Raw genomic sequence first — 19,011 nt, 5'->3', positions numbered from 1 at the left:
ACATTTTAGCATACGGAGGAGAAAAGATGATTCCACGATTTGATGAATATAAAAAGAAACATGCTGTTCTAAGTCAAGATGTAATCGACCTTGGGCTAGAACGCATTACCGATATTTTAGCGAAACTTGGCCACCCAGAGCGCACATTGCGCATCATTCATGTAGCGGGAACGAATGGAAAAGGTTCGACAATCGCTTTTTTACAATCACTTTTAACGAACCACGGCTATACGACAGGGGTGTTCACTTCTCCATCGGTCATCGACGTACATGACCAAATTCGTCATGACGGCGTACTTATCACAGAACGAGAAATGGATGCGCTATTTGAACGTGTGAAAACGATAGAAGGAATCGAGAAATTAACGGATTTTGAACTACTTACCGTGCTCGCTCTTTTACAATTTAAACGATGGAATGTTGATTATGTGTTATTAGAGACGGGGCTCGGCGGGAAAAGAGATAGCACAAATGTCGTGACACCGATTTTATCAGTCATCACATCGATCGCACTCGATCATACGGCTTTACTAGGGAATACGATTGAAGAAATAGCGGCGGAAAAAGGAGGCATTATTAAAAAAGGTGTACCGGTCGTTCTCGGAAAAATGCCGGAAGAAGCGATGGACGTTTTATACCACATAGCTGAACAACAAAGAGCCCCAATTCGTATGTACAACCGTGAATTTAAAGCGTACGGCGAAGCATATCGCGGTAAAGGGCATTACGAGTGGGGAGCGCGTCTATTACAAGGGACGCATCAAGTGTACAATGCGGCACTCGCCATCGCCGGACTTGAACTGTTACAAATTCCGCTAGAGCAAGAAAAAGTTGCACGAGCAATCGAAACGGCGACGTACGCCTATCGCTTTGAACAAGTGCGAGAACATGTCTGGTTGGACGGTGCACACAATCCAGCTGCGGCACAAGCGCTCGTTCGAACAATCAGGGAGCAATTCGGAGAAGAGGCAAAAGTAGATATCGCATTCGGCATACTCGCGCGCAAAGACGTACAATCGGTCGTCACGATTTTAGAAGAAGTTGCAGCGAGTTTAACATTCATTGAATTTGAACATGACGAAGCACTTCAAAAAGAACAATTAGAAAAAATCTCGAGCAATGTTCCGATTGCTACCAAAAATGTATCCGAAATTAAAAAAATGATGAATACTTCTAGAGAGAGTCCACTCATTATTACAGGATCTCTCTATTTATTACAGTCGATGTAAATTACATCGACTGTTTTTATTTACATGATAAAACGAAGTGAAATATATTTAGTTCTAAAATATCAATTTGATTTGAATGATTCGTATAGAATAGATATGTTTGCTTATTTAACAGGTAATTCATACTGCTGTAAATATTTTATAAAGTTAAAAGGAGTATATTGACATAGACTAAAAGTCATTATATAATGACAATTGCTTGATGTTAAAAAGTAAATAGCTCTAATGTTTCAATTTGTTTTTAATCAAAAAGAAACATTTTACATAAAAGGAGTGACAAAATTGTTTTCTACTAATAGTAAAATATACATTTTTATTGTTCTATCATTAATTTTTATTTTTACAAGTCGAGCGTTGATGATTAATTTCGCTTTGGCGAACCAACCAAGTTCTTCTGTTCAAATTAACGCAATGACAGAAGAGGACATTCGTCACTCGTTAGACCTACAAATAGCTAATTGGAAATCTGAACCGTTTTACATAAAAGGACCCCATACAGACATACAAATCCCGCTTGACTATTTTCAATTTGATATAGATACCACTGTTTCTCAATTTGTGAATATGCATAAAAGAAAGTGGTATGAATTGTTTTTAGATAAGTATTCGGGGACGACATCGCTTATTGTTTCATTAGATGATCGAGTGGACACTCTTTTAGACCCGTATGTGTATATATCGAAAGAAGATGTGAAGGAACAATTGATTGAACATGCTAGCGTTTTGAAAAGGAGCCCTTTAACGATTGAAGAAAATGAAGTAGCACTCCGTAATATGAAGCGTGTCGCATTCGGTATGGAGGTCATTCCGAACGATGTGGTTCAATTGGGTGATTTAATCCAAGTTTTAGATGAATATACGTTCCATCAGGGGGACGTGTTTTCTTTGTTGGAATTTGCAGAAGATGAAAATTTAACAGTCGATGCTTATACGCTAAGCTTCTTTGCGAGTGTTTTAAATACGGCATCTTTAGAGTCTAGTTTAGCTGTTTTAGAACGTCATGCCCAATCGACTGTTGTACCTTACGCCAGACCAGGAATCGATGTTCACATTGATAAAATAACGCCGAAAGACTTTAAAATATACAATACTTCTGAGCATCCAGTGGTGATGAAAGTAAAACGCTCCGATAACCGCTTAATTGTCGCATTGCATAGCTTCGACGAAAAAAATGAATACAATTTCAGCTTGAAAGAAGAGGTGGTTCCTTTTAAAACGATTTATCGTTATTCCTCCGAATTGACAGGAAGGCAAGAACGTGTTTTAAGAGAGGGCTCTTCAGGCGTTCATGTCACATTGTTTAAAACGCAACAGAACGGTCCATTTGAACAAGAAGAACGGCTTGGCGAAACTTTTTATGCACCCATTAATAAAATTGTAGAGATTGCCCCAGACCGTGGGGAAGCTGCAGAAGCTGAGCGAGAACAAGTAGAAGGAAATGAAGGAAAAGAATCGCATGAAGTTGATTTAGATGGAGAGGGACAACCGTTAGCACCTGAAGGAGAAAAGCCTTTAACCGATAAAGCGGGTCGTCCTGTTATCCAATAATAAGGGAGTGAATAAAGTGAAGCCGAATGAAAGAAAAAAATTAGGGGATTTACTCGTTGAAGCGAAAATTATTTCAGAAGCGACACTTCAAACAGCATTACAACAAAAAGATCGAGATGAAAAACTAGGAGATTATCTCGTTCATCATGGTTATATTACGGAGCAACAATTAATCGAAGTATTGGAATATCAATTGCGCATTCCACACGTTAACTTAAATCAGCTCGTTATCGAAGATCACGTGTTAAAACTCGTTCCGAAAGAATTAGCAAAAAGAGCACAACTCATCCCGTTACAAAGAAAAGAAGACCAATTATACATTGCGATGGCCGATCCGATGGATTATTTCGCAATCGAAGAATTGAGACTCGCAACAGGATGTCAAATCGAAACGAGTATCGCATCGAAAAGTGATATCGTCCGTGCGATTACGAAATATTATGATTTACAAGAGTCGATGAGTGAAGCGATAGAAGGTCTACTACCAGAACAAAAAGAAGAAGAACAGAACGAACTCATGAATGAAGATTCTCCAATTGTTAAACTCGTCAGTCAAATTATTGCGAGCGCTGTAGCTCAACGAGCGAGTGATATTCATATCGACCCGCAAGAAACAGAAGTTCGTGTTCGATTTAGAATTGATGGTTCGTTAAAAGAAGAACGAATTTTACCGAAAACGATGCAAAATATGATTACAGCACGAATTAAAGTGATGGGGCGACTTAATATTACAGAACGACGCATTCCGCAAGATGGCAGAATTAAAGTAATGCAAGATTTCAAGCCTATTGATTTACGTTTATCAACCTTACCGACAGTGTATGGAGAAAAGATTGTTATGCGTGTTCTCGATTTGAGCAACTCCATTGGAGCAATCGAAACATTAGATTTTTCACAGCAAAATTTAGAGAACTTTCATCGTTTATTACAACAGCCGAATGGCATTGTGTTAATTACGGGTCCTACCGGATCAGGAAAATCATCTACTTTATATGCTGGACTCAACCATTTGAACAGTGAAGGGGTAAATATCATTACAGTTGAGGATCCAGTGGAGTACCAATTGGAAGGGATTAACCAAATTCAAGTGCGAGAAGAAGTAGGTTTAACGTTCGCAGCAGGGTTACGTTCTATATTGCGGCAAGACCCTGACGTCATCATGATCGGTGAAATCCGAGATGAAGAAACAGCACAAATTGCGATTCGTTCATCGTTAACAGGTCATCTCGTTTTCAGTACATTACACACGAACAGTGCGGTTGAATCAATTTCCCGCCTTGTTGACATGGGTATTCAGCCTTATTTAATAGCGCCTTCTGTTATCGGTATTTTAGCTCAAAGGCTCGTACGTCGGGTTTGTCGTGATTGCGGAACGTACTTGGCGCCTGATGCTTTTGAAAGTCGCATATTCAGCCAGTTTGGATTAGAAGCTGAAAAATTATATAAAGGTGTCGGTTGTCCTGCATGTAACGAGACAGGATATAAAGGGCGTATGGCTGTGCATGAATTACTCATGATTGATGAACGATTAAAAGGTCAAATTATGGATGGTCGACCGATGCAAGAAATGATTGATGGTGCGAAAGAGCAAGGCTTCCAAACATTAATGGAAGACGGATTGCAAAAAGTATTACAAGGAAAAACGACAGTGGAAGAAGTGATTAAAATCGCAACACAATAGAAAGGAGGAACAGCGCATGCCGTTAGATGCTTTATTACACACCATTCAAAAAATGGGCGCATCCGATTTGCATTTGTCAACAGAATTACCGCCTACTTGTCGCGTAGATGGGACATTAAAAAATCTTCACGATGAAGTGATGACGGAAAAAATGATGGACGAGCTCATTCAACATATTTTACCTTCTAATTTGTATGACCACTTCAAAGACTATGGTGATGCCGATTTTAGCTATGAAATTTCAGATGGAACACGCTTTCGAATGAACGTGTATCAACAACGTGGAACGAAATCACTCGCCGCACGTGTCATTCCAAATAAAATTCCGAAACTAGAAGCGTTAAATATGCCGAGCACCCTCGTCAATTTAGCGAAAAAACCGCATGGCCTCGTCCTTGTAACAGGACCAACAGGTTCGGGAAAATCGACGACACTCGCATCGATGATTGATTATATTAACACTCATCATAATCGACATATTATTACGCTTGAAGATCCGATTGAGTATGAACATGAATCAAAACGAAGTTTGATTAATCAAAGAGAAATTGGAATCGATGCTAAAAATTTCTTAACGGGATTACGAGCTTCATTACGTCAAGATCCGGATGTTATTTTACTCGGTGAAATGCGTGATTTAGAAACGATTTCAACAGCGCTTACTGCTGCGGAAACAGGACATCTTGTTTTTGCGACATTACATACGTCGAGTGCGAAAACGACGATTGATCGGATCATCGATATTTTTCCAGCAGAGCAACAGCGACAAATAAGAATTCAAGTGGCAAACGTCTTACAAGGAATCGTCTCTCAACGTTTGTTTCCAAAAGCTGGAGGAAAAGGACGGATTGCTGCAACAGAAATACTCGTTCGCACACCGGCTATTATTAACTTAATTCGCAATGAAAAAGTAGAACAAATTCAAAATATGATGATGACGGGACGGAAAGATGGAATGCATACGTTATCGATGGCGATTCGAGACCTCCTTCAAAAAAAGTTAGTAGACTATGACACAGTGTCCGCTTACTTAGTAGAAGGTGAGTATTAATGCCAGTCTTTCAATACCAAGGCAAAAGTCGAAATGGGAAAATGAAAAAAGGAACGGTTACAGCGGACACGAAACAACAAGCATTACGTCAATTGCGCGACAAAGGAATTAATGTTCGACATATTAAACAGTCTTCTAGTTTACTTCATATGGAATTTCAAATTGGAGGGAAGCTAAAAAATCAAGACTTTGTCGTCTATTGTCGTCAATTTGCGACCTTAATTCGCTCTGGAGTGAGCGTTGTGGAATCGACGACAATATTAGCGGAACAAGCAAAAAATAAAAGCTTTAAAGCAGCATTGCATGATGTCGCTACGAAAGTAAGAAGCGGTCAAACATTTTCAGAGGCAGCTTCGAAATATAAAAAAATCTTCCCACCGCTTTTTATTAATATGATGCGTGTAGGGGAAGCGACAGGAAACTTAGACGAAACATTAGAAGATCTTGCGGTTTATTACGAGAAGCAATTTAAATTAAAAAAGAGCATTCAATCGGCAATGATTTATCCAGTCATCTTACTCGTCTTAATTCTCGGCGTCGGAGGAGGACTATTGCTAACAATCGTTCCGCAATTTGCGGATATGTTCTCTGACTTCGGAGCGGAATTGCCGACTTTAACGTTAACCGTTTTAGCATTTAGTGATTGGCTTCAAACGTCGTGGTGGATTATTTTGATCTTTTTCATTTTAATTCCGGTGAGTTTTAAAATGGCCTATGACAAAATACCGCAAGTGAAATATACGACGATGCTCATTCTATTCAAGATTCCTATTTTTGGAGATTTATTGCAGAAGTCTGCGATCGCTCAATTGACGCGTACGATGGCATCGCTTTTGAAAAACTCCGTCTCCATTTTAGAGGCGATTACGATTGCCGATCGCGTCGTTGGAAATGTGCTCATTACGGAAGTGATGCAAAAAGCACATAACAGTTTAGAAATTGGACAGCCTCTTTCAGGTCCGTTAAAAGAAAGTTGGATTTTCCCGCCACTCGTCACGCAAATGGTAGCGATCGGTGAAGAAACAGGCTCGCTTGACTATATGTTCGATAAAGTAGCGGACTTTTACGAAGACGATGTCGAACGTTCCGTCGAAACATTAAAATCAATGATTGAACCGATGATGATTCTCGTTCTAGCCGTCGTCGTCGGAACGATTGTCATGAGTATTATGTTGCCAATGTTCAGCTTATTCGAACAAGTCGGTTAATGGAGTGAAAGTAAATCCCTTAAAAGGAGGTGAAACAAATAATGAACGACCAACATATAAAACAAACAAACAATCAAACAACACGAGGAGGAAACAACATGTTTCAAACAATGAAAAAGCGCATGAAAAATGAAAAAGGTTTAACATTAATCGAATTACTCGCAGTAATCGTCATCTTAGCAGTTATCGCAGCAATTGCAATTCCAGCAATCGGGAACATCATTACGAACAGTAAATACAACGCAGTCAAATCAGACGCATTAAACATTTTAAACGCTGCTCAACTTCATAAAATGGATGAGGGTGGAAACAAAGGAGTACCGATTGCTACATTTAATGAAGGAAAAGTTACAGATGGTAAAGGTGCCAATACGTTGAAGGATAAAGGTTATCTAGAAACAGTAGGAGCATTTACAAGCGGGACGGTAAATACAGAAGGCGCAGAATTAAAATTGTCTGGAACAGCAGTAGTGGACGGAGTTTCAATTGAATTTAAAGATGCAACCATTCAAGCCATAAATAATGATAAACAAAAAGGGAAAGATATCCTTAAAGAGGGAGTAAATCCAACAGTACCAGCAGGAAGTTAAAAGTAGAAACGACAGTATAGCTGTCGTTTCTATTCATAACTTGATAACTTCACGTATCATGTTATGAATGGAAACGATTGAGAGAGGAGTGAAGGAATTGTTCAACCGATTGAAGCAAATGAAATGGCCAAAGTTATCTAAACAAAATAAAGAAGAAGTAGAGGAAAATGAAACGAATGTTGTAACAAATGAACCGTTCATCGCTCCGATTACGTTAGCGCATCAAAAGAAAAAGCAATTGATTATAGAAATGCCAGGGAATATGCTTATGGTTTGGAGTATGGCCCAAGCAGACGTTGCGAAAGGAACGCTTCATACGATTCCCCTTTCTTCCGATATATTAAAAGAGGGATATGTGCAAGATGAATTCGCCTTTACGGAGCAATTAGCAGCGCTTGTAAAAGAACGAAAATGGCGCAATTATGAAGTATCCACCTTCGTTCCAGATAAATCCGTTTTATACCGTATCATTGAATATCCCGAAGATGTAACAGAAGAAACGCTGTACGATTATGTCTCACTTGAATTGAATCAAACCATTCATTTACCATTCGAGGATTCTTATTTTGATGTGCAACCGAAAGTAGGAAGCGATCATGAAGCAATTTTATTTGCAACACCGAGCGATACCGCGATGAATATGTTAATGCCATTTGAAGATGCGAAATTAAAGCCGGCCGTACTCGATATTCGAGCATTAAGCATTCTTCGTACACTTCGTTATTTGAATATCATCCGTCGAAGAAAGACGTATTTAATCGCAGAATGGCAACCGAATGCAGTCATTATTACGATTTACTCAGATCGAGGTATTGAATTTTTACGTTATCATTCGATTGATTATGATGAAGCACTCGTTAAAGTGACATATAATGGAGAAAAGCAACAGTATGAAGTAGAAGGGGAAGTGGCGGCGTATGAAGGTGCATTGCTTGACCCTATTTTTGAAATACAACAAATTTTAGGGTTTTATGAGTTTTCGATTCATAAAGGGGCTGCTCGCGTAGAAGAGTTCGTCGTTATCGGAACAAACCCGCTCCTTTCATTTATAGTGGAAAGGATGAAAGATGCGATGCAATTACCGATTCAACTACTGACAGACGAGCAGATGGAATCGATTCACCCTCAGTTTAAAAAAGAGCATGTTGCATTAGCGGGTATGTTAATGAGAGGTGAACAATTGTGATTCCAAATATTAACTTACTTCCTCCGAAACAAGAAAGTGAAGTATCTTCTAAATTGTACGTCGTGTTCGGAGGAATACTCATTTTAGCGCTCGTAGTACTTGGATTTTTATACGTACAAGAAGGAAAAAAAGTAAAAGCGCTACAAGAAGAATCAACCATATTGTCTACCGAGATGAATCGTCTAACGGAAGACATTGACCAATTAGATCGTAGTGAGCTTCAAACATTAATGGAATCTGTTCGTTTCGTTCGTTCAATCTCATATCCGACAAGCACAATCATCGATGAGGTCAATCGTTTAAAAACGAAAACGATGCATGTACTCAATTATCAATTGACAGATACTCAATTGCAGTTGCTGATGACATTTGAAACGATGGAAGAAGCCGCTCGTTATTTAACATATTTGCAAGAAAGTCCTTTCGTTTATGAATCGACCATCGATTCGTTACAAACGATGGAAACAGTGCTCGATGAAGAAAATGAAGAAGAAACAGAAGGAGAACTCGTACACTACGATGTGAAAGATCGTGTGCAAGCGACGTTCCTCATTGAATTAGATGAGGATTATTTAAAAGAGCAAGTAGGTGATCCGATTGCAAAATAACCGTACTGTTGCGTTACTTAGTACGATGCTCATTGTGGGGATTGTAGCAGCTTTATATTATTTTTTACTATTGCCGAAGAAAGAAGAAGTAGCTGCTCAGCGCACGATGAATGAAACGACGTCTTCTACCATTACTCAGTTAAAAGAAGAACGTATTCAATTAGAACAATTGCAAAAAACACCAATTTCTACATTTAAATTAAGACAAATATTACCAGAGAAACGCGATTATCAAGGGATTATGAATGCGATAGAAGCGGTTGAATATATGACAGTAAGTAAAATTGATGCGGTCACATTTGATGACTTTGGAAATTCCGTATTAGATAGTGGATTACTAGAAGAAAAAGAGGAAGAATCATCTACAGAAGAAGATGGTGAAACGCCAGAACATATTGAAGAGCAGGTAGAGGATGAAGGAGAAGAGGCACAAAGAATGACCATCGATTTAACACTTCTACCAGAGCAGTTAGAAATTGTATCGTTCACTGTCGATGCACGGTTTAAAAATGCAGACGAACTCGTGAAATTTATGCGACTCATTGAAAATGGGGAGCGCGCGATAAAAATAGGATCCGTTCAATTTACAGAGCAAGATGAATTGGAAAAAGCGCAAGAGGCCCCGTATTCGGTTCAAGCGAATTTTGAAATGATGACATTTTATTACGAAGGAGGAGTCGAGTAGTATGGAAATGTACAATATGCTCGTCTTCTTCCTTTTTGGCGTAATTTTCGGTTCATTTTATAATGTGGTGGGGCTGCGAGTTCCGAAGGGAGAGTCAGTCGTTTCACCGCCGTCACATTGTACTGTATGCGATCGGCGCTTAACAGCTATTGATCTCGTTCCTATTTTTTCTTATCTTTTATTAAAGGGACGTTGTCGGAAATGTAAAACAAAAATTTCTCCAATTTATCCGTTTATGGAACTGATGACAGGTTTATTGTTTATGCATAGTTACGCAATTTTTGGATTTTCAAAAGAACTCATTGTTGCATTACTATTTGCATCATTACTCGTCATCATGACAGTCTCGGATATCGCTTACATGCTTATTCCGAATAAAATCGTTTATCCAGCATTTGTCTTATTTATCGCATTGCGATGGATGAGTCCCCTCGATCCTTGGTGGTATGCGTTCGTAGGAAGTGCTGTCGGATTTAGCTTACTTCTGTTGATTGCGATCCTATCGAAAGGCGGTATGGGGGGCGGAGATATTAAGTTGTACGCCGTGCTCGGTCTCGTACTCGGTGTGTGGAATACGTTACTCAGTCTTTTTTTAGCATCACTTATCGCATTAGGATACGGTGCATTCATTTTAGCGAAGCGAAAACAAAAAAGACGCGTTCCGATTCCATTCGGTCCTGCCATCGCATTAGGTGCATGGATCTCCTACATATACGGGGAACAGATGATTGACTGGTATTTACGTTTATTTTAAAAAGCTTAGGTGCTCTTATTGAGCGCCTAAGCTTTTTCGTTATGAAGCAATTTCGTATTCGATGGGCACATCTGGACCGTAGAAGACTGGCTCTGGTGGGTATAGTTTTAAGTATGATTCGATTAAATACGGGTCGTAATGTACTTTTAAACGTGGCTCATTGTTGGAAGAAACATAGGATGTATAGTCGTTATCCGCTTTATTTTCATTAGGGAAGCGCGCACTTAATGTATTTAAAACAATCCGGTTAGCTGAAATACCACCATTCAATTCAATGTTAGAACCTGCTCCATACATTTCAATGTTTTCTTCCGTTAAGAAAAATCCTTTAATCTGAGAGGGGGTATTGGAATATAGTGAGTTGTTTGCTATATCAATATTTTGTTTTGCAAAAATAATTAATGTTCCACTTTCGAGTTTTTGAATTTCAGAATCAGGACTTGAAGACAGATTAACGCCTTTAATAGTGGATTCACGAATTGTTACTTTCCCAGTCGTATAAATGAGCATATTTGATGTCAAATTTACATTATTGATAATGACATCTCCCTCTACATAAAATGTTACACCTAATCCAGTGTTGGAGTTTCCTTGTACTGTAAGCTGAGCTTTTGGTGCGTTATTCGGATGACCAATGTAGAGTTGACCTTTTACAAAAACACGACTTTCATCATGGTTGAAACTATATGTTTTAGGCTGGGATGTATAGCATTTGTAAGAAGACCGACCATCCCGACAAGTTTGAATTTGATTAAGGTGTAAATTATATTCTTTCAGTGTTGAAGGTAGTATTTGATTAATTTGTATTTGTTGTCCGATATCTATTGCGTTGCGTGTACCTTCTCTTGTGACACGTAGCACTTGTCCTTTCTTTTTAGTTCTGAATAAATCTTCGATATTTTTAGTTTCAATATAATCTCGAGAGTTAAAATAACTTTGAGAGATATGGTTGAGATACACTTCATTTCCTGTATAGTTATAGCGTAGCGGAGTAGGGTTTTTATATCGATATAAATTTCCTCCAACCGTAATTTTTGAAAAATCATTGTTTCCTATAGGAGAAATCATAGGTAAACCTGTTTCGATCCAGTATCTTTGGCCCATTAAATAGGAACCGAATGATGAAACAATTAAGTCTTGATCAACTTTTATATCTCCTTGAATGTCAGTCGAGCCATGTAAATATAAATTACCATTACCATTTCTCTTGGTATTATTGAAGTTGTAAGTACTTAATGCAAATCGTAAAGCTTCAGGAAATCCTTCTGATCCGATCAACATCGTTTTATAAGTCGTTTCTGTTTCTCCGCTTTTACTAATACCAGTCGATTTAAATTTCACTTTATAAGTTGCGCTTTTATAATCGATTTCCCCGTATTTATAAAGTTCGGGCTCGCCATCGATACAAACTTCAAAAGTCCCTGTTTCGCTAGCTGATTGAAAGTGTTCATTCGTCGTACAAAGTCTTTTTTTAAATTCTTCATTCAATAACTTGATATATTCATCGTAGCTAATCCCAGCTTTTTTATTTTTGAAATTTTTACTAATTTCTTCGTTTAAAGAATAGGCTGCTGATTCAACACCTTTTATGGCTAAGTCTTTCGCTTGCGTCTTCCCTAAATTTTTAGATGTCGCTTTAGAATCTGTCATAACCGTCATAAGAAGCGTCGTACTAATGATAATCCCTAGAGCTAATATTAAAAATGTTAAAAAGAAGCCGAAGCCATTATTTTCTTTTATATATTTGTTCATTTTTTACCTCTTCCCCTTTCGTATTAAAATCTACTTCTTCAATTAGACGCAAATAAGTTGTAAATGTAGGTGCAGTATATTCTCCTTTCATTTTTAAAAAGATTTTGTAATGGTTAGAACTGTCAATTTGTTCAATGTAAGAAAACTCTCCCTCTTCTGTGTTTGGAGGTGTAACTAAATAGGTTGTATTTAACGTTTGATCTTTTAGTTGAACTCCTTCAGGTGTAAAACCTACTTGAAAAGAAGGTAGTATAGATGGGTTCTCTTTTGTCTTTGGTTGAACTACAAATCTCGTGTTAATTGGTTCTTTTTCCGTATTATTTAAAAACACACTTTTATTTTTCGTAAGGTCGAGTTCATTGTCTTTTACTGGAAACATATCGTCGATGATTGAGGAGATGATTAAGTTAGCTTCACGATGTATCTCACTTTCTTCTTGGACTCGCTTATTATATTCTGAGAAATAGTATAAACTAGCGAAGGAAAAAATAGCGATGACACTTAGAAGGGCGAGGGCGATTGTCACTTCGACTAAAGTAAATCCTTCTGCTTTCCTTAAATCATGTTTAATTTTTAGGCGCTTCTTTATTTTCAGCATAGCTTAAATATCCCTCCACTTTTACGCGACCTTTATTAAAATTTTGATCTTTTGATACAAATAGAACTACATTAATCAGTTCTTTGTTTTTTTCAGAAACATCTTGTGTTAATGTAATTTTTAAAAAGTAGTTTTGATCGTTAGCTTGCAAGTGATATAAATCTTTCGAAATGCTAGGGTGATTGACATCGAATGAACTTGGAAATTTGAGAGTATCGAAGTAACAATTTATTTTTTTAACTTTATTGCACGAAGAGTCGATGATGGCATCCGTTGGGATATAAAGTTCTGGATGATCTAAAAAGCGTTTTAAACTCCCTGTCGCGAAACTTGTCATGACGAGTTGGTCAACGTTTTCAGCTGATAGCTTTTTAGTAGATTGCATCAATGATAAAATACCTAATAAAATAAAAGAGATGATTAATAGAGCTGCTGAAACTTCGATTAATGTGAAACCTTTTTCCTGTTTATTCAAAAAATATCCCCCCATTTTTATTTAAACTCCTTATAAATAGTTATTATATCACATGCTGTGGTATTATTAGAATAGTATTGGAAAAGTTTTTAAATAAGGGAATAATGTCTATGATTCTCCTTTTGAAACTTAAAATTGAACAAAAAATCATAAAATATTTTGAAACATTTATAATGAAGTAGAGAGGAGAATGTTCATGTTACAAACAGATAAAAAGTGGATGATCGCTTCACAATCACCGAGAAGAAAAGAGATTTTTGGAATGTTGGAACTTCCTTTTGAAATCGTCGTCTCTAATATGGAGGAAGGTGGGCGTCAAGCGGATGAATCCGTCGAAAATTATGTCATGCGTTTAGCGCAAGGGAAAGCGGAAGCGGTTGCGGAAAATCATCGAGACAAGGTCGTCATCGGTGCGGATACGATTGTGTCTTTACAAGGAAAGTTATTGCCTAAGCCTAAAACGAAAGAAGAGGCGGCATTTTATTTGCGCTTGCTCAGTGGCAGGACGCATGATGTCATGACAGGAGTCGCCATTTCGTACGAAGGACAAACGCACCGCTTTTATGAAAGAACAATCGTCCATTTCCATGCGCTCGATGAAGCGATGATTCGTGCATATGTGGAAACAGGTGATAGTTTAGATAAAGCAGGTGCTTATGGTATTCAGACGCTCGGCGCGTTATGCGTTGCGAAAATCGAAGGAGATTACCATAATGTCGTCGGTCTACCCCTCACGAGACTGGTGCGTGAACTGCGAGCATTACAACTCATTACGATAGGTGATGTCCATGCCTACACATGAAAAAGAGTTGTTGATGATTCGTGATTTGCGCAGAGCAGACCGTCCGCGCGAACGTCTCATCCGTCAAGGAGCGACGAGCTTATCCAATCAAGAACTTATCGCCATTTTATTGCGCACAGGGACGAAAGAGCAGTCTGTCTTCCATTTATCGAATGAATTGTTGAAGCAATTTGGTATGATTCAGCAATTGCGTCACGTGACGATAGAAGAATTGATGAATGTAAAAGGAATCGGAGAGGCGAAAGCGGTCCAAATATTGGCGGCGATTGAGCTTGGACGTCGTGTTTTGAGTAAGCAAGAGGAAGAACGTTATACGATTCGCTCGCCAAAAGATGCCGCATCGTATATGATGACAGAGTTATCAGGTTTAGAGCAGGAACATTTTGTCGCATTGTTTCTCAATGTAAAAAATGAAATCCTGCATAAACAAACGATTTTCATCGGTGGGTTAAATTCATCCATCGTTCATCCGCGTGAATTATTTAAAGAAGCAGTGAAACGAGCAGCAGCTTCTATCATCGTCATGCACAATCATCCTTCTGGTATACCAGATCCAAGTCCGGAAGACATTGAAGTGACGAAGCGACTCGTAGACGCGGGGCGCATTATTGGAATCGAAGTAATCGACCATATTATTATCGGAAATTTTAATTTTGTAAGTTTAAAAGAGAAAGGGTATATGTGACACTGTAAATTTATTCATCTTTCCTATATAATGTTTCATGTAGTAATTGATGAAGAGTGAACGTACTCGTAGGAGAAAGGAAGAACTCATTTGTTTGGATTCGGAGGAAAAGACGTCGGGATTGACCTCGGCACAGCAAATACACTAGTTTTTATTAAAGGAAAAGGGATTGTTTTACGCGAACCATCGGTGGTTGCGAAAAACTTAAATACGAATGAAATTGTAGCAGTAGGTAGCGCGGCGCGTAATATGATTGGTCGTACACCAGGTTCAATCGTGGCAACACGCCCGATGAAAGATGGCGTCATTGCAGATTTTGAAATTACGAAAGCGATGTTAGAGCATTATATGACAGAAGCAGCAAAAGTAGCAGGTGGCGCATGGAAAAAGCCGAATGTTATGATTTGTGTTCCGTTCGGGATTACATCTGTAGAACAACGTGCAGTAATCGATGCGGCACGCCAAGCGGGAGCGAAAGATGCTTTCACGATTGAAGAGCCATTTGCAGCAGCAATTGGAGCAAGCTTGCCTGTATGGGAGCCAACGGGAAGTATGGTCGTTGATATCGGTGGCGGAACGACAGAAGTAGCTGTTATTTCACTCGGTGGTATCGTCACGAGCGATTCGATTCGTGTAGGTGGAGATGTGATGGATCATTCGATTATCGCATATATTCGCAAGCATTATAATTTAACAATCGGCGAGCGTACAGCGGAAGCGATTAAAATGGAAATCGGATCAGCGAAAGAATTAGATGTTGAAGAAACGATGGATATTCGCGGTCGTGATTTATTAACAGGCTTACCAAAAACGTTAGAAGTGAATTCGACTGAAATTACGAGCGCATTGAAAGAAGCAATCGCTCAAATTATTGAAGGTGTGAAGAAGACGCTTGAAGCGACACCACCAGAATTGGCTGCAGACGTTATGGAGCGCGGCATCGTTCTTACAGGAGGTGGCGCATTGCTTAAAAACTTAGATCGTGTCATTTCAGACGAGACGAATATGCCTGTATTTATCGCCGAAGAACCACTGGACTGTGTAGCAATCGGAACCGGGAAAGCGCTCGATAATTTTGAACTCATTAAAAAAATGCAAACTCGTTAATGGTTGAAAGGAGACGAAAGGGATGCGACGATTTTTAGCAGATAAACGTCTCATCGTTTTGTTTATAGTCGTCATCACCCTCGTTGCACTTTTAGCAGTAACGTTAAAAGGGCGCCAGCAAGCAAACTTGGCAGAACAAGTAGTGAAAGATGTCGTCGGCTTCGGACAATCTGTCTTTTCGAAGCCGGCTCATTTTTTTACTAGTAAACTGGCCGACATTGAGGGACTTATTGCGACATTCGATGAAAATAAGCAATTGAAAACACGTTTGGAACATTATGCGATGAATGAAGCGAAGTTAATCGAGCTCGAAAGTGAGAATGAACGACTTCGTAAACTTGTGAATGAAGCTTCCAATTTAAGTGCATATGAACCGATTTATGCTACAGTTATTTCGCGAAATCCTGATCAATGGGAAGAACGCGTCGTCGTCGATAAAGGAGAGTCGGATGGGGTCACGAAAAATATGGCGGTTATCACGTCTCAAGGATTGATAGGTAAAGTGGTTTTAACGACCCCTCTCACAGCGACAATTGAACTTATTTCTACGGAGAACCAATTATTCCGTGTTTCAGCGATGGTAGCTGGAGAAGAAATATTCGGTTTGATTGAAGGATATGATAAAACGCGTGAGCAACTCGTCATGAAACGTATTGACTCGAATTTAGAAGTGAAAGAAGGACAGAAGATTATTTCATCTGGTTTAGGAGGCATTTTCCCGAAAGGTTTGTTGATCGGAGAAGTGAAAGAAGTGTCGACGGATGATTATGGTTTAACGAAGCTTGCTTATATCGAGCCAGCCGCAAACTTTAAAATGCTCGATCATGTCGTCATTACGAAGCGTTCCGTGGATACGGTGACAAGCAGCGTTGATGAAGGGGAAGAGGAGGCAGCTAAAGAATGATATTTCGTATACTCGTTCCGATTATTGCTGCTTCACTCTTTTTTATTGAACCGACATTTAGTTTGTTTTCTCCCCTTCAAATTAATGGAGAGCGATACATACTCGTTCCTCACTTTTTTGCAGTTTTTCTCATTTTATTGGCCGTATATGATTCTAAAAAAACAGCGATGATTTATGGAGTGGTCTTCGGATTGTTGTATGATATGTATCATATTGATATGATTGGTATATATACATTCATTTATCCGTTTATCGCATATTTAGCAGCTGTAATCATTAAGTATGTCCATAAATATACTGTTTTTGTTTTATTTTTAGCAATTGCATTATTAGTGATGTTAGAAGTATTATCTTTTTTATTCGCAGCTGCCATTGGTTTCACAGGAATGAATTTCGACCAATTTTTACATAGTCGTCTCATTCCTACAACAATTGGTAACTTTTTATTTATCGTATTGTTTGGCTATATTATCCGTTGGTTTATTGTGAAGAGAAAGCAAGCGCTTGAACCAGCGATGTAAGACGGAGGTTATCGTATGCCCACAAAACATGTCACGATGAAAGGTACGAGAGATGGGTTAATTATTCATTTGAATGATTCTTGTACATTTGAACAATTATTGAGTAGCTTAGAGCGTTTTTTAACCGATGAACGTGTCGCAGAGAAAATTGAAGTAGACGTCCATCTAGGTTATCGTTACTGTTCTGAAGAAATGATTAAACAAATCGAAACGCTCTTTCAACAAAGCGCGTATTTCACTGTGCGTGAATACGATAGCTTTGTCGTGACGAAGGAGCTCTGCCGTCGTGAAGTAGAGAAGTTGAAGACGGAACAATATATTGGCATCGTTCGTTCAGGACAAGTTTTGCAGGCAGAAGGCGATATCGTCATCATTGGAGATATTAATCCGAACGGTAAAGTCGTTGCAAATGGTAATATATTTATACTCGGTCAATTAAAAGGAGCGGCACATGCCGGAGCGGCAGGAGATGTTAAATCAGTCATCGTCGCTTCTCATATGGACCCGACTCATTTAATGATTGCGGATGTGACAGAGCTTGTCAATGAAGATTCATCACTATTGCTTCATGCGAATCGAATGGAGTGCGTCCATTTATTAGATAACGGACAAATGACGATGAGTGAGTTGAAAGATTTACGACTAGCTCGTCCGGATTTGATGACACGAATAGGAGGTTTTCAATGATGGGAGAAGCGATTGTCATTACATCAGGAAAGGGAGGCGTCGGTAAAACGACGGCTTCTGCAAATATTGGGACAGCACTCGCTTTAAATGATCAACGGGTTTGTCTCGTTGATACAGATATCGGCTTGCGTAATTTAGACGTCGTACTCGGACTCGAAAATCGAATCATTTATGATTTAGTCGATGTCATTGAGGGGCGTTGTAAATTGCATCAAGCGCTCGTAAAAGATAAGCGTTTTGAAGATGGATTATACTTGTTACCTGCTGCGCAGACGCGGGATAAATTAGCCGTTTCTCCAGAACAAGTTGGAGCGCTTATTCAAGAGTTAAAACAAGAGTTTGATTATGTGTTAATCGATAGTCCTGCAGGGATTGAGCAAGGTTATCAAAATGCGGTGGCAGGTGCAGACCGTGCGATTGTCGTCACAGTGCCTGAAATTTCAGCAGTGCGTGATGCAGATCGAATCATCGGTATGTTAGAGCAAGAGGATATTCCCCATCCGATGCTCGTCATTAACCGTATTAAGCGCAATTTAATGGCGCGGGGCGAGGCGTTAGATGTCAACGAGATTACGACGCATTTATCAATCGATCTTTTAGGGATTGTCGTCGATGATGAATCGGTCATTGCTTCGTCGAATAAAGGAGAGCCTATTGTATTAGACCCTTCTAGTCGTGCATCAATTGGTTATCGCAATATCGCTCGTCGTATTTTAGGCGAATCTGTTCCATTAATGAACATTGAAGAAGAATCACCAGGGTTTTTCAGTAAATTAAAATCGTTATTTACAAAGTAATATACAAAAAATGACAAGTCGGAAAACTTGTCATTTTTTAATTGAAAAAAAGATGACTTTTCAAGAAAGTTTTGCTATAGTGAGTGCGATAGGTAATATCTCTTGGAGAATTACACTATCATTTTTAGTAAAAACATAAAATT

Annotated in this window: 20 protein-coding genes; 17 read left to right on the top strand and 3 right to left on the bottom strand. The window is 38.8% G+C overall.

Annotated features, from left to right (window positions below; all coding sequences use genetic code 11):
• Positions 1-26: 26 nt before the first annotated feature.
• The 10 genes from IRY55_RS05605 to IRY55_RS05560 all read left to right on the top strand — a co-directional run bounded on the left by IRY55_RS05605 (position 27) and on the right by IRY55_RS05560 (position 10,540).
• Positions 27-1,229 carry a bifunctional folylpolyglutamate synthase/dihydrofolate synthase gene (locus tag IRY55_RS05605; RefSeq protein ID WP_194562251.1) on the top strand — a complete coding sequence of 401 codons (1,203 nt, stop codon included), beginning with the start codon at positions 27-29 and terminating at the stop codon, positions 1,227-1,229.
• 357 nt (positions 1,230-1,586) lie between these two features.
• Positions 1,587-2,777, top strand: a complete 1,191-nt coding sequence (locus IRY55_RS05600) for a VanW family protein (RefSeq protein WP_194562250.1) — start codon at positions 1,587-1,589, stop codon at positions 2,775-2,777.
• A 16-nt stretch (positions 2,778-2,793) separates the two neighbouring features.
• On the top strand, positions 2,794-4,458 hold the full coding sequence (locus IRY55_RS05595; protein ID WP_194562249.1) for a GspE/PulE family protein: 1,665 nt from the start codon (positions 2,794-2,796) through the stop codon (positions 4,456-4,458).
• Positions 4,459-4,474: 16 nt separating this feature from the next.
• Positions 4,475-5,509 carry a type IV pilus twitching motility protein PilT gene (locus tag IRY55_RS05590; RefSeq protein WP_194562248.1) on the top strand — a complete coding sequence of 345 codons (1,035 nt, stop codon included), beginning with the start codon at positions 4,475-4,477 and terminating at the stop codon, positions 5,507-5,509.
• Positions 5,509-6,717, top strand: a complete 1,209-nt coding sequence (locus IRY55_RS05585; protein ID WP_194562247.1) for a type II secretion system F family protein — start codon at positions 5,509-5,511, stop codon at positions 6,715-6,717. The genes IRY55_RS05590 and IRY55_RS05585 overlap by 1 nt, the downstream gene beginning before the upstream one ends.
• A gap of 98 nt (positions 6,718-6,815) precedes the next feature.
• Positions 6,816-7,307 (top strand): prepilin-type N-terminal cleavage/methylation domain-containing protein, encoded by a 492-nt coding sequence (locus IRY55_RS05580; RefSeq protein ID WP_194562246.1) that lies wholly within the window; start codon positions 6,816-6,818, stop codon positions 7,305-7,307.
• Positions 7,308-7,404: 97 nt separating this feature from the next.
• A complete protein-coding gene (gene pilM, locus IRY55_RS05575; protein ID WP_194562245.1) occupies positions 7,405-8,493 on the top strand; it encodes a type IV pilus biogenesis protein PilM in 1,089 nt (362 codons plus the stop codon).
• Positions 8,490-9,101, top strand: coding sequence for a hypothetical protein (locus IRY55_RS05570; RefSeq protein WP_194562244.1), 612 nt, complete (start codon positions 8,490-8,492; stop codon positions 9,099-9,101). Before pilM ends, IRY55_RS05570 begins: the two co-directional genes overlap by 4 nt.
• Complete coding sequence (locus IRY55_RS05565; protein WP_194562243.1) at positions 9,082-9,786, top strand: hypothetical protein; 705 nt, start codon at positions 9,082-9,084, stop codon at positions 9,784-9,786. The genes IRY55_RS05570 and IRY55_RS05565 overlap by 20 nt, the downstream gene beginning before the upstream one ends.
• A gap of 1 nt (position 9,787) precedes the next feature.
• The gene (locus IRY55_RS05560; protein ID WP_194562242.1) at positions 9,788-10,540 is read left to right on the top strand and encodes a prepilin peptidase; all 753 of its coding nucleotides are present in this window, start codon (positions 9,788-9,790) and stop codon (positions 10,538-10,540) included.
• Positions 10,541-10,579: 39 nt separating this feature from the next.
• On the opposite strand, the gene IRY55_RS05555 is transcribed toward IRY55_RS05560, so the two are convergent.
• From IRY55_RS05555 to IRY55_RS05545, 3 genes are read right to left on the bottom strand one after another with little or no spacing between them, the layout of a single operon-like run.
• Complete coding sequence (locus tag IRY55_RS05555; protein ID WP_194562241.1) at positions 10,580-12,292, bottom strand: hypothetical protein; 1,713 nt, start codon at positions 12,290-12,292, stop codon at positions 10,580-10,582.
• Positions 12,267-12,890 carry a PulJ/GspJ family protein gene (locus tag IRY55_RS05550; protein WP_194562240.1) on the bottom strand — a complete coding sequence of 208 codons (624 nt, stop codon included), beginning with the start codon at positions 12,888-12,890 and terminating at the stop codon, positions 12,267-12,269. The genes IRY55_RS05555 and IRY55_RS05550 overlap by 26 nt, the downstream gene beginning before the upstream one ends.
• Positions 12,859-13,365 carry a type IV pilus modification PilV family protein gene (locus IRY55_RS05545; RefSeq protein WP_194562239.1) on the bottom strand — a complete coding sequence of 169 codons (507 nt, stop codon included), beginning with the start codon at positions 13,363-13,365 and terminating at the stop codon, positions 12,859-12,861. The genes IRY55_RS05550 and IRY55_RS05545 overlap by 32 nt, the downstream gene beginning before the upstream one ends.
• A gap of 196 nt (positions 13,366-13,561) precedes the next feature.
• Between IRY55_RS05545 and IRY55_RS05540 the strand changes: the two genes are divergently transcribed.
• The 7 genes from IRY55_RS05540 to minD all read left to right on the top strand — a co-directional run bounded on the left by IRY55_RS05540 (position 13,562) and on the right by minD (position 18,868).
• Positions 13,562-14,167 (top strand): Maf family protein, encoded by a 606-nt coding sequence (locus tag IRY55_RS05540; protein WP_194562238.1) that lies wholly within the window; start codon positions 13,562-13,564, stop codon positions 14,165-14,167.
• Positions 14,154-14,852 carry a RadC family protein gene (gene radC, locus IRY55_RS05535; protein ID WP_408015125.1) on the top strand — a complete coding sequence of 233 codons (699 nt, stop codon included), beginning with the start codon at positions 14,154-14,156 and terminating at the stop codon, positions 14,850-14,852. The genes IRY55_RS05540 and radC overlap by 14 nt, the downstream gene beginning before the upstream one ends.
• A gap of 90 nt (positions 14,853-14,942) precedes the next feature.
• Complete coding sequence (locus IRY55_RS05530; RefSeq protein ID WP_194562237.1) at positions 14,943-15,959, top strand: rod shape-determining protein; 1,017 nt, start codon at positions 14,943-14,945, stop codon at positions 15,957-15,959.
• Positions 15,960-15,981: 22 nt separating this feature from the next.
• The gene (mreC, locus tag IRY55_RS05525) at positions 15,982-16,863 is read left to right on the top strand and encodes a rod shape-determining protein MreC (RefSeq protein WP_194562236.1); all 882 of its coding nucleotides are present in this window, start codon (positions 15,982-15,984) and stop codon (positions 16,861-16,863) included.
• Positions 16,860-17,384 carry a rod shape-determining protein MreD gene (gene mreD, locus IRY55_RS05520; protein ID WP_213086645.1) on the top strand — a complete coding sequence of 175 codons (525 nt, stop codon included), beginning with the start codon at positions 16,860-16,862 and terminating at the stop codon, positions 17,382-17,384. The genes mreC and mreD overlap by 4 nt, the downstream gene beginning before the upstream one ends.
• Positions 17,385-17,399: 15 nt before the next feature.
• Positions 17,400-18,071 carry a septum site-determining protein MinC gene (locus IRY55_RS05515; protein ID WP_194562235.1) on the top strand — a complete coding sequence of 224 codons (672 nt, stop codon included), beginning with the start codon at positions 17,400-17,402 and terminating at the stop codon, positions 18,069-18,071.
• Complete coding sequence (gene minD / locus IRY55_RS05510; RefSeq protein WP_194562401.1) at positions 18,071-18,868, top strand: septum site-determining protein MinD; 798 nt, start codon at positions 18,071-18,073, stop codon at positions 18,866-18,868. Before IRY55_RS05515 ends, minD begins: the two co-directional genes overlap by 1 nt.
• The last annotated feature ends 143 nt before the right edge of the window (positions 18,869-19,011 follow it).

The sequence above is a fragment of the Savagea serpentis genome (genome assembly GCF_015351395.1).
GTDB classification, from domain to species: Bacteria; Bacillota; Bacilli; order Bacillales_A; family Planococcaceae; genus Savagea; species Savagea serpentis.
The sequence above is the reverse complement of the archived record's forward strand: the minus strand, read 5'-3'. Positions and strand labels throughout refer to the sequence as shown.

Coding starts and splice junctions, on each gene's coding strand:
- IRY55_RS05605 (WP_194562251.1), top strand. CDS start 27: ATGATTCCACGATTTGATGAATATAAAAAGAAACATGCTGTTCTAAGT.
- IRY55_RS05600 (WP_194562250.1), top strand. CDS start 1,587: ATGATTAATTTCGCTTTGGCGAACCAACCAAGTTCTTCTGTTCAAATT.
- IRY55_RS05590 (WP_194562248.1), top strand. CDS start 4,475: ATGCCGTTAGATGCTTTATTACACACCATTCAAAAAATGGGCGCATCC.
- IRY55_RS05585 (WP_194562247.1), top strand. CDS start 5,509: ATGCCAGTCTTTCAATACCAAGGCAAAAGTCGAAATGGGAAAATGAAA.
- IRY55_RS05580 (WP_194562246.1), top strand. CDS start 6,816: ATGTTTCAAACAATGAAAAAGCGCATGAAAAATGAAAAAGGTTTAACA.
- IRY55_RS05560 (WP_194562242.1), top strand. CDS start 9,788: ATGGAAATGTACAATATGCTCGTCTTCTTCCTTTTTGGCGTAATTTTC.
- IRY55_RS05555 (WP_194562241.1), bottom strand. CDS start 12,292: ATGAACAAATATATAAAAGAAAATAATGGCTTCGGCTTCTTTTTAACA.
- IRY55_RS05550 (WP_194562240.1), bottom strand. CDS start 12,890: ATGCTGAAAATAAAGAAGCGCCTAAAAATTAAACATGATTTAAGGAAA.
- IRY55_RS05540 (WP_194562238.1), top strand. CDS start 13,562: ATGTTACAAACAGATAAAAAGTGGATGATCGCTTCACAATCACCGAGA.
- radC (WP_408015125.1), top strand. CDS start 14,154: ATGCCTACACATGAAAAAGAGTTGTTGATGATTCGTGATTTGCGCAGA.
- mreC (WP_194562236.1), top strand. CDS start 15,982: ATGCGACGATTTTTAGCAGATAAACGTCTCATCGTTTTGTTTATAGTC.
- mreD (WP_213086645.1), top strand. CDS start 16,860: ATGATATTTCGTATACTCGTTCCGATTATTGCTGCTTCACTCTTTTTT.
- IRY55_RS05515 (WP_194562235.1), top strand. CDS start 17,400: ATGCCCACAAAACATGTCACGATGAAAGGTACGAGAGATGGGTTAATT.
- minD (WP_194562401.1), top strand. CDS start 18,071: ATGGGAGAAGCGATTGTCATTACATCAGGAAAGGGAGGCGTCGGTAAA.